The 17,717-nt window shown below is 70.7% G+C and carries 15 protein-coding genes; 9 read left to right on the forward strand and 6 right to left on the reverse strand.

Going from position 1 to position 17,717, the window contains the following annotated elements:
- Window positions 1-31: 31 nt before the first annotated feature.
- From AC07FA_RS01620 to AC07FA_RS01630, 3 genes are all read left to right on the forward strand, one after another.
- Window positions 32-952 carry a LysR substrate-binding domain-containing protein gene (locus tag AC07FA_RS01620; protein WP_479072677.1) on the forward strand — a complete coding sequence of 307 codons (921 nt, stop codon included), beginning with the start codon at window positions 32-34 and terminating at the stop codon, window positions 950-952.
- 64 nt (window positions 953-1,016) lie between these two features.
- Window positions 1,017-2,165, forward strand: a complete 1,149-nt coding sequence (gene alc, locus AC07FA_RS01625; RefSeq protein ID WP_479072678.1) for an allantoicase — start codon at window positions 1,017-1,019, stop codon at window positions 2,163-2,165.
- 195 nt (window positions 2,166-2,360) lie between these two features.
- A complete protein-coding gene (locus AC07FA_RS01630; RefSeq protein WP_479073412.1) occupies window positions 2,361-2,747 on the forward strand; it encodes a VOC family protein in 387 nt (128 codons plus the stop codon).
- A gap of 65 nt (window positions 2,748-2,812) precedes the next feature.
- On the opposite strand, the gene pepN (AC07FA_RS01635) is transcribed toward AC07FA_RS01630, so the two are convergent.
- The gene (gene pepN / locus AC07FA_RS01635) at window positions 2,813-5,389 is read right to left on the reverse strand and encodes an aminopeptidase N (RefSeq protein WP_479072679.1); all 2,577 of its coding nucleotides are present in this window, start codon (window positions 5,387-5,389) and stop codon (window positions 2,813-2,815) included.
- Window positions 5,390-5,501: 112 nt separating this feature from the next.
- Here pepN (AC07FA_RS01635) and AC07FA_RS01640 point away from each other — a divergent pair, with 112 nt between their 5' ends.
- From AC07FA_RS01640 to AC07FA_RS01650, 3 genes are read left to right on the forward strand one after another with little or no spacing between them, the layout of a single operon-like run.
- Window positions 5,502-6,002 (forward strand): DUF1203 domain-containing protein, encoded by a 501-nt coding sequence (locus AC07FA_RS01640; RefSeq protein ID WP_479072680.1) that lies wholly within the window; start codon window positions 5,502-5,504, stop codon window positions 6,000-6,002.
- A gap of 46 nt (window positions 6,003-6,048) precedes the next feature.
- Window positions 6,049-6,279 carry a ribbon-helix-helix domain-containing protein gene (locus tag AC07FA_RS01645; RefSeq protein WP_479073413.1) on the forward strand — a complete coding sequence of 77 codons (231 nt, stop codon included), beginning with the start codon at window positions 6,049-6,051 and terminating at the stop codon, window positions 6,277-6,279.
- A complete protein-coding gene (locus tag AC07FA_RS01650) occupies window positions 6,266-6,613 on the forward strand; it encodes a type II toxin-antitoxin system PemK/MazF family toxin (protein ID WP_479072681.1) in 348 nt (115 codons plus the stop codon). Before AC07FA_RS01645 ends, AC07FA_RS01650 begins: the two co-directional genes overlap by 14 nt.
- 62 nt (window positions 6,614-6,675) lie before the next feature.
- On the opposite strand, the gene AC07FA_RS01655 is transcribed toward AC07FA_RS01650, so the two are convergent.
- On the reverse strand, window positions 6,676-7,704 hold the full coding sequence (locus AC07FA_RS01655) for an aspartate-semialdehyde dehydrogenase (RefSeq protein ID WP_479072682.1): 1,029 nt from the start codon (window positions 7,702-7,704) through the stop codon (window positions 6,676-6,678).
- A 169-nt stretch (window positions 7,705-7,873) separates the two neighbouring features.
- Here AC07FA_RS01655 and AC07FA_RS01660 point away from each other — a divergent pair, with 169 nt between their 5' ends.
- The gene (locus AC07FA_RS01660; RefSeq protein WP_479072683.1) at window positions 7,874-8,404 is read left to right on the forward strand and encodes an RNA polymerase sigma factor; all 531 of its coding nucleotides are present in this window, start codon (window positions 7,874-7,876) and stop codon (window positions 8,402-8,404) included.
- A 2-nt stretch (window positions 8,405-8,406) separates the two neighbouring features.
- On the forward strand, window positions 8,407-9,051 hold the full coding sequence (locus tag AC07FA_RS01665) for a hypothetical protein (RefSeq protein WP_479072684.1): 645 nt from the start codon (window positions 8,407-8,409) through the stop codon (window positions 9,049-9,051).
- A 62-nt stretch (window positions 9,052-9,113) separates the two neighbouring features.
- Here AC07FA_RS01665 and AC07FA_RS01670 read toward each other — a convergent pair whose 3' ends face one another.
- The 3 genes from AC07FA_RS01670 to pepN (AC07FA_RS01680) form a co-directional block, all read right to left on the reverse strand.
- Complete coding sequence (locus AC07FA_RS01670) at window positions 9,114-12,416, reverse strand: S8 family serine peptidase (protein WP_479072685.1); 3,303 nt, start codon at window positions 12,414-12,416, stop codon at window positions 9,114-9,116.
- A gap of 164 nt (window positions 12,417-12,580) precedes the next feature.
- On the reverse strand, window positions 12,581-13,612 hold the full coding sequence (locus AC07FA_RS01675; protein WP_479072686.1) for a hypothetical protein: 1,032 nt from the start codon (window positions 13,610-13,612) through the stop codon (window positions 12,581-12,583).
- 263 nt (window positions 13,613-13,875) lie between these two features.
- Window positions 13,876-16,464, reverse strand: a complete 2,589-nt coding sequence (pepN, locus tag AC07FA_RS01680; protein ID WP_479072687.1) for an aminopeptidase N — start codon at window positions 16,462-16,464, stop codon at window positions 13,876-13,878.
- A gap of 131 nt (window positions 16,465-16,595) precedes the next feature.
- On the opposite strand from pepN (AC07FA_RS01680), the gene AC07FA_RS01685 reads away from it, so the two are divergent.
- Window positions 16,596-17,246, forward strand: coding sequence for a mycothiol-dependent nitroreductase Rv2466c family protein (locus tag AC07FA_RS01685; protein WP_479072688.1), 651 nt, complete (start codon window positions 16,596-16,598; stop codon window positions 17,244-17,246).
- Between the two features lie 75 nt (window positions 17,247-17,321).
- On the opposite strand, the gene AC07FA_RS01690 is transcribed toward AC07FA_RS01685, so the two are convergent.
- On the reverse strand, window positions 17,322-17,711 hold the full coding sequence (locus AC07FA_RS01690; protein ID WP_479072689.1) for a VOC family protein: 390 nt from the start codon (window positions 17,709-17,711) through the stop codon (window positions 17,322-17,324).
- Between the last annotated feature and the right edge of the window lie 6 nt (window positions 17,712-17,717).

The following is a 17,717-nucleotide window of genomic DNA, read 5'->3' on the forward strand; positions in this document are numbered from 1 at the left end:
CCCTTTCCGTGACGCCCGGTAGGTTGCGCCCATGACCGAGTGGGACGTCAAGAAGCTCCGCATCCTGCGCACCCTGCGCGACCGGGGCACCGTGACCGCGACCGCCGAGGCGCTGCTGATGACCCCGTCCGCGGTCTCCCAGCAACTCACCAACCTCGCCCGGCAACTGGGCGTCACCCTCCTCGAAGCCCAGGGCCGACGGGTCCGCCTCACCGACGCCGCCCATCTCGTACTGCGCCACGCCGAGGTGGTCTTCGCCCAGTTGGAGCGCGCCGACGCCGAACTCACCGGCTATCTGCGGGGCGAGGCGGGCGAGGTACGGGTCGGGGCCTTCTCGACGGCCGTACCCGCCCTCGTCGTACCGGCGGTCCGGCTTCTGCGCTCCGAGGACCGTCCGGGCCCGGAGGTGCGGGTACGGGAGGCGGAGGCTGCGGAGGCGTACGAACTCCTCTCGTCCGGCGACGTGGATCTCGCGCTGTCCCTCGCCGCCCACGCGCCCACAGCCCGCGACCCCCGCTTCGCCCTCGTCCCCCTCCTGGCCGATCCCCTGGACGTGGCACTGCCCGCGGACCACCACCTGGCCGAGGCCCCCGGCCTGCGTCTGGCGGACCTGTCGTCGCAACCCTGGATCTTCGGCGGTTCGGGCCCCTGGTCGGAGATCACGACGGCGGCCTGCGAAGCGGCGGGCTTCGTGCCCGAGCAGGCGCACAGCGCCTCCGGCTGGACCGCGATCCTCGCCATGGTCGAGGCGGGCATGGGGATCGCGCTGATCCCCCGGATGGCGTCGAGGGAGCGCAGCGACGGCGTGGTGATGCGGGTCCTGGACGCGGATCAGCCGCGCCGCCACGTGGTGGCGGCGGTACGGCAGGGCGCGGAGGGGGGCCCTGCGGTGGCCCGGGTGCTCGCGGCCCTCGGGGACGTGGCGAGAGCCCGCTCCCAACCGTTCAGCTGAGCTGAACAAACCTTACGAAAACTTTCGATGGACCTGATGGGTCTCGCTGCCCGACAGTCGTCCCATGACCTTCGACGCGAGCGAGACCACATTCCAGGACAACGACCCCCACGCCAATGACGCGGCCCCGTACGGCGGAGGCGACCCCTACGCCGACTACCGCGCCGCCACCGGCCTCCCGTTCACCGAGCTCGTCGACCTCGCGGACCGCCGCCTCGGCGCGGGCGTGATCGCCGCCAACGACGAGTTCTTCGCCGAGCGCGAGAACCTGCTCATCCGTGAGCGCGCCGTCTTCGACCCCGAGCGCTTCGGCCACAAGGGCAAGATCATGGACGGCTGGGAGACCCGCCGCCGGCGCGGCGCCGACGCCGCGCACCCCTTCCCGGCCCCCGAGGAGCACGACTGGGCCATCGTCCGGCTCGGCGCCCCCGGCATCATCCGCGGCCTCATCGTGGACACGGCCCACTTCCGCGGCAACTACCCGCAGCGCGTCTCCGTCCAGGCGACGGCCGTCGAAGGCTCGCCCGGCCCCTCCGAACTCCTCGCCGACGACGTCAAGTGGGAGGAGATCGTCCCGCCGACCCCCGTACGCGGCCACGCCGCCAACGCCTTCGAGGTCACGGGCGGCCGCCGCTACACCCACATCCGCCTCTGCCAGCACCCCGACGGAGGCATCGCCCGCCTCCGCGTCCACGGCGAGGTCGTCCCCGACCCGGCCTGGCTCGCGGCCCTCGGCACGATCGACCTGATCTCGATCCTGAACGGCGGCACGTACGAGGACGCCTCGGACCGCTTCTACTCCTCACCGGCCCAGATCATCCTGCCCGGAACCTCCCGCAAGATGGACGACGGCTGGGAGAACCGCCGCCGCCGGGTCCGCGACACGAACGACTGGGTCCGCTTCCGCCTGCCCGCCCAGGGCGCGGTCCGCGCGGTCGAGATCGACACCGCCTACCTCAAGGGCAACGCGGCCGGCTGGATCGCCCTTCAGGGCCGCAACGGCGAGACCGGCGAATGGTTCGAGATCATCCCCCGCACGAAGCTCCAGCCCGACACCCCGCACCGCTTCGTCCTGCGCGCCCAGGCGGTGGTGACCCACGTACGCCTCGACGCGTTCCCCGACGGCGGAGTGGCCCGCATGCGCCTGCACGGCTCCCTGACGGAATCGGGCACGGCCGAACTGACCCGCCGCTACGAGGAGTCGGGCGCGTAACGCTCCCCACCCACCCACTCCCGCCCGTCGGACGGCTGCGCAACGGCGCCCGCCCGACGGGCGGTTTCCACGTGGACGCCCGAAGCGAGACCTCTCCGTCCGAGCGGGGGGAAGCGGGACTAACCCTGGCGGTACGGAGGTTGGGTACGGAAGCCCGGCGAGACCGGAACGCGTACATCTGAAGGGTGTCCCATGCTGCGAGTCAAAGCCTTCGACCACCTCGTGCTCAACGTGCGGGACGTCGAGCGTGCCCTGGAGTTCTACTGCGGGCCGCTCGGCCTGGAGCCGGTCCGGGTGGAGGAGTGGCGGGCCGGCGAGGTCCCGTTCCCGTCGGTGCGGGTCAGTCCGACGACCATCATCGATCTGCTCGACAGCCCCCGCGGCGCATCCAACGTGGACCACATCTGTCTGGTGGTCGAGCCGCTGGACTGGCGGGAGTTCATCGACTCCGGCACGTTGCCCGTGGTGGAGGGGCCCGGCGGCCGGTTCGGTGCCCGGGGCGAGGCGCAGTCGGTCTACGTACGGGACCCGGACGGCAACACCATCGAGCTGCGCTGGTATCCGCAGGACGCGGGGGAGTAGACGGTCACGGACGCGATGAGGGGGCGCCACCACCGGTGGCGCCCCCTCACTGTTCAGCCGCGCCGTCAGGCGGTAGCGGCCGCCGCGTCCGCCGCCCGCGCCTTCAGCGCGCGCTCGACGCCCGCGCGGGACTCGGACATCAGCCGGCGCAGGGCCGCGTTCGGTTCCGCCGAGGCGAGCCAGGCGTCCGTCGCGTCCAGCGTGGCCTGCGAGACCTGGAGCGCCGGGTACAGGCCGACCGCGATCTGCTGGGCCATCTCGTGGCTCCGCGAGTCCCAGACGTCCTTGACCGCCGTGAAGAACTTCTCCGTGTACGGGGCCAGCAGCTCGCGCTGGTCCGTCTGGACGAAGCCGCTGATCACCGCCTCCTGGAGGGAGTTCGGCAACTTGTCGGACTCGACGACCGAGGCCCAGGCCGCGGCCTTCGCCTCCGCCCTCGGCTGCGCCGCACGCGCGGACGCCGCGTGGCGCTCGCCCGCCGCCGTCTTGTCGCGCTCGTACTCGGCCGCGATCTCCTCCTCGTCGAGCAGCCCGGTCGCGGCCAGCCGCTCCACGAACGCCCAGCGCAGCTCGGTGTCGACGGCCAGGCCCTCGACCGTCTCCGTACCGGCCAGCAGGGCCTGGAGCAGGTCCAGCTGGACCGGCGTGCGGGCCGTCGCCGCGAAGGCGCGGGCCCAGGCCAGCTGGTGGTCGCTGCCCGGCTCCGCCGCACGCAGATGGGCCAGCGTGGCGTCCGTCCACTGCGTCAGAGCCGCCTCACGGGCCTCCGGTGCCGCGTACAGGTCCAGGGCCAGCTTCACCTGGCGGTGCAGCGACTGGACGACGCCGATGTCCGACTCCTTGCCGATGCCCGAGAGGACGAGGGAGAGGTAGTCGCGCGTCGCCAGCTCGCCGTCGCGGGTCATGTCCCACGCCGAGGCCCAGCTCAGGGCGCGCGGCAGGGACTCGGCGAAGTCGCCGAGGTGGGCGGTGACGACCCGCAGCGACTCCTCGTCGAGGCGGACCTTCGCGTACGAGAGGTCGTCGTCGTTGAGGAGGACGACCGCCGGGCGGGCGGTGTCCGCCGGGAACGGCACGGTCGTGCGCTCGCCGTCGACGTCCAGCTCGATCCGGCTCGTACGGACCAGCTTCCCGGCCTCGTCGAGGTCGTAGCAGCCGACCGCGATCCGGTGCGGACGCAGGGTGGGCTCGCCCTTCGCGCCCGCGGGGAGCGCCGGGGCCTCCTGGAGGACCGTGAAGGACGTGACGTGGCCGTTCTCGTCCGTCTCGATCTCCGGGCGCAGGATGTTGATCCCCGCCGTCTCCAGCCACGCCTTCGACCAGGTCTTCAGGTCACGGCCGGAGGTCTCCTCCAGCGCGCCCAGCAGGTCCGAAAGGCGGGTGTTCCCGAAGGCGTGCGCCTTGAAGTACGCCTGGACGCCCTGGAAGAACGCGTCCATGCCGACGTACGCCACGAGCTGCTTCAGGACCGACGCGCCCTTCGCGTACGTGATCCCGTCGAAGTTGACGAGGACGTCGTCGAGGTCGCTGATGTCCGCCATGATCGGGTGCGTGGACGGCAGCTGGTCCTGGCGGTACGCCCACGTCTTCATGGAGTTGGCGAACGTGGTCCAGGAGTGCGGCCACTTGGACCCCTCGGCGTACGCCTGGCAGGCGATCGAGGTGTACGTGGCGAACGACTCGTTCAGCCACAGGTCGTTCCACCACTCCATGGTGACGAGGTCGCCGAACCACATGTGGGCCAGCTCGTGCAGGATGGTCTCCGCACGGACCTCGTACGCCGCGTCCGTCACCTTCGAACGGAACACGTACTGGTCGCGGATCGTCACCGCGCCCGCGTTCTCCATCGCGCCCGCGTTGAACTCCGGGACGAAGAGCTGGTCGTACTTGGCGAAGGGGTACGCGTAGTCGAACTTCTCCTGGAACCAGTCGAAGCCCTGCCGCGTGACCGCGAAGATCTCGTCCGCGTCGAGGTACTCGGCGAGCGACGGACGGCAGTAGATGCCGAGCGGGACGGACTGGCCGTCCTTCTCGTAACTGCTGTGCACCGCGTGGTACGGACCGGCGATCAGAGCCGTGATGTACGTCGAGATGCGGGGCGTCGGCTCGAAGACCCAGAGATCGTCCTTGGGCTCCGGCGTCGGCGAGTTGGAGATCACGGTCCAGCCGGCCGGGGCCTTCACGGTGAAGCTGAAGGCCGCCTTCAGGTCGGGCTGCTCGAAGCTCGCGAACACCCGGCGGGCGTCCGGGACCTCGAACTGGGTGTACAGGTACGCCTGCTCGTCGACCGGGTCGACGAAGCGGTGCAGGCCCTCGCCGGTGTTGGTGTACGCGCAGTCGGCGACGACCTTCAGCTCGTTGGTGCCGGCGTGCAGGTGCTTCAGCGCGATGCGCGAGTCACGGAAGACGGCGGCGACGTCCTGCGCCTTGCCGTTCAGCACGACCTCGTGCACGGCCGGGGCGACCAGGTCGATGAAGGTCTCCGCACCGGCTTCGGCGGAGTCGAAGCGCACGGTGGTGACGGACCGGTAGGTGCCGCCCTCCTGCGCTCCGGAGAGGTCGAGATCGATCTCGTACGCGTCCACGGTCAGCAGGCGCGCCCGCTCCTGTGCCTCTTCGCGGGTCAGATTCGTGCCAGGCACGCGGTCATCTCCTTGATATGCGAGTTTTCGGTCATCCTTCCATGGGAGACGCGCGCAGCGCGATGTCCGTTTTCCGCCGGACTCCCGCCGAGGGCCGCGCGACCCTCGAACCATGAACGGCTACGAGGCACGTCCCATCGAACCGACCGCACTCAAGGAACTCCGGGAGACCGACGACGCGGGGCGCCCCTGTGTCCCCTACACGGCCACGGAAGGCGGCGACCCGTTGCGCTGCTGTCTGCGGGGGGCGGAGCCGGGGGAGCGGATCGCCCTCGTCTCCTACGCCCCGCTGCGGCGCTGGGCGGCCGCGAGCTGGGCGAAGCCGGGCGCGTACGACGAGCAGGGTCCGGTCTTCATCCACGCCGACGAGTGCGAGGGGCCGGCGGCGGACCGGTCCGGTTACCCGTTCTCGCGGGCGGGTGCGCTGCGGGTCCTGCGGCGCTACAGCGCGGAGGGCCGGATCGTCGGCGGCCGGCTGCTGGAGATCCCGGCGGAGGAGGAGCGGGGCTTCGACACGGCCCTCTCGGAGGCGTTCGCCGATCCGGAGGTGGCGCTCGTACACGTACGGGCCGTGGAGTACGGATGCTTCCACTTCGAGGTACGCAGGGGCTGATACCTGTGGTAGCCATATCGTTCCTACCTTCGGTAGGATGGCGAGCATGAAGATCAGTGTGAGCTTGCCGCAGGAGGATGTCGCCTTCCTCGACGAGTACGCCGCGAAGACCGAGGCGGATTCGCGGTCGGCGGTGATCCATGCCGCGATCGAGGCTCTGCGTGCCTCCAACCTGGAGGCCGACTACGAGGCGGCTTTCGCGGAGTGGGACGCGAGCGAGGATGCCGCGTTCTGGGATCAGTTCTCAGCGGACGGGCTGACCGATGAAGCGCGGTGACATCTACCTGGTCGAGTACGAGCCGGTGCGAGGCAGCGAGGCCAACAAAGCGCGCCCTTCCGTGATCGTCTCGAACGACGGTGCGAATGCCGTGGTGGACCGGACCGGACGGGGCGTGGTCACGGTGGTGCCGCTGACCTCGAACACCACGCGGATCTATCCGTTCCAGGTGTTGCTGCCCGCAGACGAGGCCGGTCTGCCCAGGGACTCCAAAGTGCAGTGCGAGCAGGTACGCGCCATGGCGCACGAGCGGTTCCTCCGCCGCGTCGGCACCGTCCCCCGCCGGCGCATGACCGAGATCGACACGGCTCTGCGCAGGCACCTCGCCCTCTGACCGCGGGCAGACGGAAGGGGCGGCCACCGGAACCCGGTGGCCGCCCCTTCGCCGTACGCCGGTCAGCCGTTCAGCTCGTCCGCCACCAGCTCCGCGATCTGCACGGCGTTCAGCGCCGCGCCCTTGCGGAGGTTGTCGTTGGAGACGAACAGCGCCAGACCGTGTTCGACGGTCTCGTCGACCCGGATGCGGCCCACGTACGAGGCGTCCTTGCCGGCCGCCTGGAGCGGGGTCGGGATCTCGGAGAGCTCGACGCCCTCGGCGTCCTTCAGCAGCTCGTACGCGCGCTCGACACTGATCGGACCGGCGAACCGGGCGTTGATCTGGAGCGAGTGGCCCGAGAAGACCGGGACGCGGACACAGGTGCCGGACACCTTGAGCTCCGGGATCTCCAGGATCTTGCGGGACTCGTTACGGAGCTTCTGCTCCTCGTCCGTCTCGAACGAACCGTCGTCCACGATCGAACCGGCCAGCGGCACCACGTTGAACGCGATCGGACGCTTGTAGACGGCAGGCGCGGGGAAGTCGACGGACTCACCGTCGTGGGCCAGCTTGTCGGCCTCGCCCACGACCTTCAGCGCCTGGCCGTGCAGCTCGGCCACACCGGCGACGCCGGAGCCCGACACGGCCTGGTACGAAGCGACCGTCAGCGTCTCCAGGCCGGCCTCGGTGTGCAGCGGGCGCAGCACGGGCATGGCGGCCATCGTCGTGCAGTTCGGGTTGGCGATGATGCCCTTGGGACGGACCTTCGCCGCGTGCGGGTTGACCTCGGAGACGACCAGCGGCACCTCGGGGTCCATCCGGAAGGCCGAGGAGTTGTCGATCACGACGGCACCCTGGGACGCGACCTTCTCGGCGAGCGCCCTCGACGTCGCGCCACCGGCCGAGAACAGCACGATGTCCAGGCCCGTGTAGTCGGCCGTGGAGGCGTCCTCGACGGTGATCTCCTTGCCCTCCCAGGCGAGGGTGGAGCCCGCGGAACGGGCGGAGGCGAAGAGCCGCAGCTCGGCGACGGGGAACTTCCGCTCGGCCAGGATGCTGCGCATGACTGTGCCGACCTGACCGGTGGCGCCGACGATTCCGACCTTCACGGAGACTCCTCTGTACGTGTGTGCGACCCGCTTGTCGCTCCATGATGCGTATGTCCCCGCCCACCTTGTCCAATCCATTGTCCGTTCCTCGGACGGCGGAAACCGACGGCGGTGAACGTTCCACCGCACTTCCGCGTCATAGGGGAAACACATCAGGGGGAGGCAGTCCTTGCTGAGGAGGAAGGTGGCCGGCGCGGGGGAAGATCCCCTCGGTCCGGCACAGGTGAACCGGGTGCGTGCGGTTCTCTCACTGGGCGGAGTGCCGTACTCCGACCTTCAGGACGGGGTGCAGCAGGTACGGCTGCGCCTCCTGGAGCGCTCGGCGAGCGGCCGGGATGCGCCCCGCGAGATCGGCGCCTGGGCGGCCGTGGTGGCCTCCCGGCTGGCCGCCGACTGGCACCGGGGCCGCAGCAGACAGGAGCGGATCAGTGCCCGGCTCGCCGCGCTGAGCCCGGCGGACCCGCTGACCGAGGGCGGTCAGGAGGCACGGCTGCTCGCCCTCACCGTCGCGGAGGGGCTCGACGAGCTGCCCGCGGTCCAGCGCCAGGCGCTGGTGCTGCGGTTCTACGCCGATCTCTCCGTACCGCAGATCGCGGCGGCACTGGGTGTTCCCGAGGGCACGGTGAAGAGCCGCCTGCACACGGCGGCGGGAGCGATGCGTGAACGGCTGGCGCGACTGCACACGGACGAGGTGGTGTGACGGTGGACACGGACGCACAGGACGAGCTGATGGCGGTACTGCTGGGGGAGCCGGCGCCCTCCGCGGCTGACGCTCCCGCTCGTGCCCGGTACGAGGCGGCGGCCCGCGACATGGCGGTGCTCGGCGCGCAGCTGCACGTCGTCGGGGACCGGCTGGCCGCCCCGGAACCGCTTCCGGTGGCCCACGCGCCCGCCCGCCCGCGGTGGACCCGGAAGGGACCGCTCGCGCTGGCGGCCTCGGTGGTGATCGCCGCCTGTCTGGCCGGGACCGGAATCCTCTGGTCGGTCGCGCAGCCGTCCGGGGAGCACGGCGACGCCAAACTGACCGAGGAGGGCCGGATGGCGTGCGCCCGCGTCGTCGCGGACGGCACGGTCAGCCGGACGGAGCGGGCCGACGGCCTCGTACGGGTCGTGCTCTCGGTCGACCGGTACCTCAAGCCCGGCAAGGGGCCCCGGGAGACCTCGTTCGTCGTCACGGGCGAGGAGGAGGACTACTTCCGGCCCGGCACGCCCATGCTCGTGGTCGTCTCGCGCTTCCCCGGTGAGGTGGTCGAGTCCTACACCGGTGACGACCGCGCCGCCGCCCGGCAGTGGATGGAGGCCGCGCTGCCCGCCTCGCGCACCCTGGAATGCACGGACCCCGGATGACGCACAGCGGGGCGGGAGCTCCCGGAAGAGCGCCCGCCCCGCTGTTCAGGTACTGCCGGCCGTTACGGCGTGACCTTCTCGATCACGACGCTGCCGGTGCCCGCCGCGGTGCCGCGGGCGTTCACCAGCTGGACCTCACCGAAGAACTGACGTCCCTCGGGGGCCGCGCCGGCGACCAGGACCTCGGCGCCGAGCTGGGCCGAGGCGCCGTTGGCCAGGTTCACCGTCTTCGACTCGTCGACCGTGATCGCGCCGAGCGAAGGCGCGTAGTACACGTCGCGGTAGTCGTACTCGGTGGTCCCCGCCGGAACCGCGTAGCCGTCGACGACGACGGTGTACGTACCGGCTGCGGGCTTCACCAGGCTGACCGACTCCTCGGAACCGGCCGTCGTGGACGCACCGACCTCGGTGTCGCCGTTGTAGACGTACAGGTCGATGTCGGCGTTGGCGTCCGAGGTGCCACCGATGGCGAAGTCGAGCTTCTCGACTCCCTCGCCGATGGTGACGGTGGTCTCGTACGTCTCACCCGTGGAGATCGACGGACGCTCGACCTTGGCCGAACCCAGCGAGCCGCCCTTGAGCGTGCCCTCCAGGTCGCCCGCGTTGTTCGTGACCGTCCAGTTCACCGCGGCCGGGGTGCCGACCTTCGCCTCGGCGATGGTCTGCACCGCCGGGTCGAAGGAGGCGCCGAGCAGCGAGACATCCAGCTTGTACGGGTTGTCCAGCAGCGACGACGTACGCCGCGACTCGACCTCGATCTCCCAGACGCCGGGCTGCGGGTCCTTGTAGGAACGCACGTCCGGGCGGCAGGTGTTGGCCGGGTTCTCGTAGTTCGGGTAGCAGAAGATCGTGGAGCTGTCCTCCACCGCGACCCCGTAGGGGTGGATGGAGATGAACCGCGTCTGGCTGCCCGAACGGAGCGCGCTGAGGGCGACCTCAAGGGTCTGTGCGCCCTCCGGCACGTTCACGAAGTACGACTTGTGGTCGTTGCGCTGCACCGAACCGGACGCCGTGTACGCGTAACCGGGCGCCACCAGCGGCTTGGCGACGACGACAGTGGCGAGGATCTGGTGGTCCACGCCGACGGTCTTCGAGTCGTTCACCTTCAGGATCGCGCTGTGCACACCGGCGCTGCCGGGGCGCGCCTTGACCTTGACGGTCACGGGCTTGCCGAGCGGCAGCGAGACCGTGCTCGAACCGGCCAGCGAGAAGGTGCCGTCGTTGTTCTTCCAGGACAGCGAGTGCGCGACCTTGCGGTCGGGGCCCGTGGTGCGGGTGACCGTGATGTCGTACGTCTTGGTCTGACCGGCCTTGAGGCCGCCCTCGCGGTCGTACAGACCGGTGCCGAAGCCCGGGGTCTTCAGCGCGAAGTCGATCGCGGTGTCGACCGGGGCCTTCACCGAGTACTCGTGCGCCGTGGCACCCGCCTTGATGGACTTCCAGGCACCGACGATGTTCATCAGACCGGCGCCCTGGGCGTGCGCGGGCACACCCTTGATGTGGGTGGCGGTGCTGGTCAGCGCGGTGCGCAGGTCGGCCGGGGGCAGCTCGATGTGCTTCTGCTTCGCGGCCGAGAGCAGCAGCGCGGCGGCACCGGCGGCCTGCGGCGAGGACATCGAGGTGCCCTGCAGCATGGAGTAGCCGGCCGGCAGGCTGTAGCCCGCCTCCTTGACCGGGCCGCCGGGCAGCCAGGTCTGGGTGGTGTTGATGGACGCACCCGGGGCCGTCAGGATCGGCGCGAAGCCGCCGTCCTCACGCGGACCGCGCGAGGAGAAGGGCAGCATGTTGTACTTCTTGGCCACGTTCGAGCCGTAGTTGGCGGCCCACGTCTCCTTGGAGATCGACGCGCCCACCGAGATGACGTGGTCGGCGAGACCGGGGTCACCGATGGTGTTCACACCGGGGCCGTCGTTGCCGGCCGAGATGACCAGCTGCACGCCGTAGATGTCGATGAGCCGCTTGTAGAGCTCGGCGCGGGCGTTGTTGCCGTCGTTCAGCGGCGGCAGGCCACCGATCGACATGTTGACGATGTCGACACCGCGGTTGACGACGAGGTCGATCATGCCCTCGGTCAGCGCGATGTTGGTGCAGCCGCCGGACCAGGTGCAGGCACGCGAGGAGACGACCTTGGCGCCGGGCGCCGCACCGTTCATCTTGCCGCCGAACAGGCCGTTGGCCGCGGTGATACCCGCGACGTGCGTGCCGTGCTCGGACTCGATGACACCGATGTTGACGAAGTCGGCCTTGGCGCCGGCCGCGTCGTAGACGACGTCCTTGCGGGTCTCGACGACGAACGGAATCCGCTCGACGACGTCGGTCGCCGGGTTGTCCGTACCGAAGTAGCCGACCTGGTGGCCGTCCTTGTACGGCTTCATGACGGCGTCGTTGGTGAAGTCGGCGTCGTTGTTCAGGTCGACGCGCGTGGTGCCGGTGACCGCGTCGTAGAGGACGGCCCACACATCGGTGGTGTCGCCGTCCCGGTTCAGGTCTCCCGCCATGTCGCCACCACGGGTGGCGGCCTCGGAGAAGAGCTGGATCTTGTACGCGCCCTCGGGAGCCGAGTAGGTGCGTCCGCCGATGGTGAAGGTGGGACCGGCCACGGAGGCCGTCATCCGCAGCCACGTACGGTCGCCGTCGCTGACCGGGTCGGTGGCCGTCACCCAGTCGACGATCTTGCGCTCGCCAGTGGTGGTCTTCTGGAGCGCGGGGTGACCGAGGTCGACGCCGGAGTCCAGGACACCGATGGTGATGCCGCGGCCGTCGGCCTTCGGGTTCTGCGCGACGAAGTCGACCGCGCCCGTCTCGAAGGACGGGTTGTACGGGTTCTTCGCCGGGGTCCGCTTGCCGGGCGCCGGGTAGGAGCCCGAGGCCTTCGTCGAGGCGCCGCTCGCCCGGTCGCCCGCGGGAGTCGGGTCGTCGAGCTTGATCTCCTGCTTGAGATCGATGCCGTACACCGACGACAGCTTCTGCGCCGCCTTGAGCGTGGCGTCGGCGGTGGCGGTCGGCACGGTCGCGCGGACGTAGCCGAGCTTGTCGTACGTCTGCCCGAGCACGGACCCCTTGACGGCGTCCAGCTGCCGGGTGACCTCCTCGGTCGCACCGGGGGCCGTGGCGACCATCAGGGTGATGTTCTTCTCGCCCTTGGCCTCGGCCTTCGCCAGCACGTCGGCGTCGGCGCTGCCGAGCTTGTCGCTCTTGCCGCCTGCGGCGGCGGGCTTGACCGGTGCGGTGGAGGGGTCGTCGGCGGCGAAGACCGGGGCGGCGCCGGAGGCGGCCAGCGCGGCCACCAGACCGGCGGCGGCGGCGATCCGGGCCGCACGTCTCGCGCCGGGTATGAAGCTGGGGGATTCCTTGGTCATCAGCATCCCTGTATGTGAAAGAGAGTCCGGAATTCGGTACCCGATGACCGCTCACCCTGTCGTAAATGACAGGGGTTTGTGGAGAGTTGACGGGGGCGAGTATGGGACATGGCGTAGATCCGCCAGTGAGGTCAAAGCGTCACGTGGGACGAATGGGTTGATAGGTGGTTTCATCGAGGCAGGATCACCACGTACGCGGCCGGTTCGCGGTCGTTCGCCGCCATCAGCGCCGTGCGCACCACGGTCCCCTGCTGCGCCAGGGTCTCGCGCAGCTTCCCCGGTGTGACGTGGACGACGGTGATCCCGAGCCGTTCGAGATGGTCACGCTTGGCGGCGTGGTCGCACCGGTGCCCCTCGTCGTCCTCCGGGCGCCCGCTGTCTCCCGGGGTGCGCCAGTCGATCTGGACGGCCACCGCCTGGTCGGGCCAGTACGCGTCGATCCCGCCCAGATGCGGGCCGCCCGGCAACCGCAGGTCCACGTTCCACAGGGGGGCCGGCAGCCCCTGCGTACGGACCATCTCGTACAGCCTGTCCTCCGCGATCGCCCGGCCCTCGGCCAGCAGGGAGTCGACGGCCTCCCTCACGTGGGCCCGCCCCAGCAGCTTGGCCGCGGTCAGCTCCCGTACCACCGCCGCCGGTTCGCAGTGCCCGCTCCGCACGGCCTCCGTCAGCAGCCGGCGCGCCACGGAGCCGTCCGTGATCCCGGCCACGGCATCCGCGAGGGCCCGCTCCACGGGGGCCAGCGGCACCCCGGCCACGCGTACGGGCCTGGGCGTCGCGGCGCCCCGCAGCACCTGTACGAAGCGGGTCGAGCGCAGCCGCCGGGTGCGGGGCACCAGTACGTCGATCCGGTGCAGCGCGCCCACCGGCGGCGCGGAGGAGAACCCGTACAGCGTGAGCGCGGCCATCCCCGTCGCCATGGCCTCCCCGTACCAGGACCCGCCCGGCGCGGGCGCCGGGCGCCGCGCGGACACGGGCGGGCGCCCGGCGTAGAGCAGGGCGCCGTGCAGGCGTTCCTCACCCGTGGGCGGACCGGAGTGCAGGAGGTATACGCCGGGCAGCAGTTGCTGCCACGGGCCACCGGGCAGGCACTGCGCGGCGGTCTGCGCGGCGGACACGCCCCGCGCCCGCAGCTGGGCGGCGGACTGCACGCGGTGCGGCACCTCGTGGGGGCGGAGGGAGAGAGGGGTGTTGTGCGTCATGACCCCGGGGTTCCCGCTCGCGCAGGGGGCCCTAACCCCTGTTACGCGCCCGTCGACATTCCGGGACAACGCCGTCCTAAAGTACGGGAGTTCGACTGCCGAAAACGGTCGTCCCGCCGGAAATGGCACGGGGGCCGTCCGCGTGCGTGTACGAACGTCGCGCGTACGGTTCGTCGGCCCGGGCTGTGTGTGGCGCCCCGGTCCGGGGCACCACACACAGCCGTCCGACGCTTGAGGACGGACCCCTCAGCCCGCGACCCGGCTCACGCCCCGTCGCACGCCTGCCCCCGCAACGCCCGTGCCAGATCGTCCCGCGCCTCCAGAACCAGCCGCCGCAGCGCCGGCGCCGCATCCTCGTGCGAGGTCAGCCACGCGTCCGTCGCCGCCAGCGTCTCCGGACTGTCCTGGAGCCCGGGGAACAGCCCCGACACCACGTCCATGCCGATCTGGATCGACCGCTCGGCCCACACCCGCTCGATCGCGTCGAAGTACGCGCCCGCGTACGGCGCCAGCAGCTCCCGCTGCGACGACTGCACGAAGCCCGAAATCGTCGCCGTGACCAACGCGTTGGACAGCTTGTCCGACTCCACCACCGCCGCCCACGCCTGCGCCTTCACCGCCGCGGACGGACGCGACGCCAGGCACCGCACCTGGTGCCGCTTGCCCGACGCCGTGTCGTCGCGCGCCAGCTCGGCGTCGATGACCGACTCGTCGGCCAGGCCGTGCGAGGCGAGCGGAGACAGGAACGCCCAGCGCAGCTCCTGGTCGACGTCCAGGCCGTCGATGCGCGCGGACCCGTCGAGCAGCCCGGCCAGTAGCTGGAAGTCCGCGTCCGACGAGGCGACGGCCGCGAAGAACCGCGCCCAGGTCAGCTGATGCTGGCTGCCCGGCTCCGCGCCGCGCAGCTCACGCAGTGCGCCCTCGGCCAGCAGCCGGCCGCCCACCTCGCGCCACCCGGGCGCGGCGTAGTGCACGAGCGCCGACTGCGTCCAGTTGTGCAGCATCTGGAGCACGCCGATGTCCGACTCGCGGCCGGAGAAGGCCAGGACGAGTGCGATGAAGTCGCGGGCCGGCAGCAGCGCGTCCCGCGTCAGGTTCCACAGGGCCGACCAGCAGACCGCACGCGCCAGCGGGTCGGTGATGTCACCGAGGTGGGCCCCCAGAGTGGCGAGGGAGCCCGCGTCGAAGCGGACCTTGCAGTACGTGAGGTCGTCGTCGTTGACGAGGATGAGTGCGGGCTGCTCCGCCCCGGCCAGCTCCCCGACCACCGTGCGCGGGCCGGCGACGTCCACCTCGGCGCGGGCGTACCGGACCAGGGCGCCGTCGGCGTCCAGCCGGTAGAGGCCGACCGCGATCCGGTGCGGGCGCAGCTCGGGGTGGGAGGCGGCGGCGTCCTGGAGGACGGCCAGCTCCGTGATCCGGCCGGCCACGTCGTACGTCACGTCCGGTGTGAGCACGTTGACGCCCGCCGTCTGAAGCCACGCACGCGACCAGGCCGTCATATCGCGCCCGGACGTCTCGGCGAGCGTGGAGAGCAGGTCGCCGAGCTGCGTGTTGCCGTACGCGTGCCGCTTGAAGTAGCGCCGGGCGCCTTCGAGGAACGCGTCCCGTCCGACGTACGCCACCAGCTGCTTCAGCACCGACGCGCCCTTGGCGTACGTGATGCCGTCGAAGTTGAGCTTGGCGTCCTCCAGGTCACGGATGTCGGCGGTGACCGGGTGCGTGGACGGCAGCTGGTCGGCGCGGTAGGCCCACGCCTTGCGGTTGTTGGCGAAGGTGACCCAGCCGTTGGTGAAGCGGGTCGCCTCCACCTGGGAGAACGAGCCCATGAAGTCGGCGAAGGACTCCTTCAGCCAGAGGTCGTCCCACCACTGCATGGTGACCAGGTCGCCGAACCACATGTGCGCCATCTCGTGCAGGATGACGTTGGCCCGGCGCTCGTACGACGCGGAGGTCACCTTGCCGCGGTAGATGTACTCCTCGCGGAACGTGACACAGCCCGGGTTCTCCATCGCGCCGATGTTGTACTCGGGCACGAACGCCTGGTCGTACTTCCCGAACGGGTACGGGTAGTCGAAGTTGTCGTGGAAGAAGTCCAGGCCCTGCTTGGTGACGAGGAAGATGTCGTCCGCGTCGAAGTGGCGGGCGAGGCCCTTGCGGCACATCGCGCCGAGCGGGATCTCCAGCGTCGAGCCGTCGTCGAGCACCCGGGTGTAGAGGTCGGTCTCGTAGTGGTACGGACCGGCCACGACCGCCGTGATGTACGTGGAGATCGGCTTGGTCTCGGCGAAGCGCCGCACCTCGCCGTCGCGGGACGCCTCGGCGCCGTTGCTCCAGACCGTCCAGCCGTCGGGGGCCGTCACCTCGAAGCGGAAGGGTGCCTTCAGGTCGGGCTGCTCGAAGTTGGCGAAGACGCGCCGGGCGTCGGCCGGTTCGTACTGCGTGTACAGGTAGACCTCGCCGTCCTCCGGGTCGACGAAGCGGTGCAGACCTTCGCCGGTCCGGCTGTACGCGCACTGCGCGTCGACCACCAGGACGTTCTCGCCCTCGGCGAGGCCGTCGAGCGCGACCCGGGTCCCGTCGAAGACGACCGCGGGGTCCAGCGGCTTCCCGTTCAGCGTCACCGCGCTCACGCTCGGCGCCAGCAGATCGGCGAAGGTCGAGGCCCCCGCACGCGCGGCGCGGAACCGGATGGTGGTCTGCGAGCGGAAGGTGCGCGGGCCGGCCTCCCCTTCGTCCCCGCCGGGCTCGCCGACGGCGGAACGCAGGTCGAGGGCGACCTCGTAACCGTCGACGCTCAGCAGCTCGGCCCGCTCGCGGGCCTCGTCGCGGGACAGGTTCTCACCGGGCACGGGCACTCCTTCGTGTCTCATTCGAACGGCCTCGATCCTCGCATGCCGGTCCTGGCCCCGGTATCCGGGAATGGACGGGCGGCCCGGTGGTGTTGTGCTCGCTCAGTGGACGGGCCCTTCTGAGGAGAGACATGTCTGACAACAGCACGGCGAACGGCAGGACTCCGGTCGACTTCTGGTTCGACCCGCTCTGCCCCTGGGCGTGGATGACCTCCCGCTGGATGCTGGAGGTGGAGAAGGTCCGTGACGTCGAGGTCCGCTGGCACGTGATGAGCCTGGCCGTCCTCAACGAGGACAAGCTCGACCAGCTTCCCGAGGAGTACCGCGACCTCCTGGAGAACAAGGCGTGGGGCCCGGTCCGCGTCGTCGTCGCCGCCCAGCAGGAGCACGGCGACGAGGTCGTCGGCCCCCTGTACACGGCGCTCGGCACCCGCTTCCACAACAAGGGCGAGGGCCCCACGCCCGAGGCGGTCGCGGCGGCCCTGGCGGACGTCGGCCTCCCGGCCGAACTCGCGTCGTACGCGGACTCCGACACGTACGACGCCGAGCTCCGCGCCTCCCACAAGGAGGGCATCGACAAGGTCGGCCAGGAGGTCGGCACGCCGGTCATAGCCGTCCCGGGCGCCGACGGCGAGCAGATCGCCTTCTTCGGCCCGGTCGTGACCCCCGCCCCGAAGGGCGAGGACGCGGCGAAGCTGTGGGACGGCACCCTGCTGGTGGCGTCGATCCCCGGCTTCTACGAGATCAAGCGGACCCGGACCCAGGGCCCGGTCTTCGACTGACCGAGGACAGGGGGCGGGTTCCGGACGACATCCGGGGCCCGCCCCCTTTTCATGTTCACGTGAGGCCGGCCGGTGTCAGACGCCGGCCGGGGCGGCCCATTCGACGAACTGGATGATCACGCCGTTCGGGTCGGTGATCTGGAAGAGGCGCTCGCCCCAGGGCTCCTCCCGCAGCGGCATGGTGATCGCCACGCCCTCGGCCCGCAGCCGCTTCTCCTCGGCTTCGAGGCCGGTGAGGGTGAAGGCGAGGATCAGGCCGGAGGCGTGCTGATCGCGCTGCTCGACCGGCAGGATCTCGATGCCCCGGCGCAGCAGGACGATGTCGACGGCCGCGTCCTCACGGCTGAGCGAGGCGAAGCCGTCGGCTGCGGCCGTCTCCTTGTATCCGAGGTGCGCGGTGAAGAACGCCTGGGAGGCGGCGACGTCGTCGACGGTGAGCGAGACGGTGGAGGTGGAGATCTGCAAGGCCAA

The organism is Streptomyces sp. NPDC045968 (genome assembly GCF_056430475.1).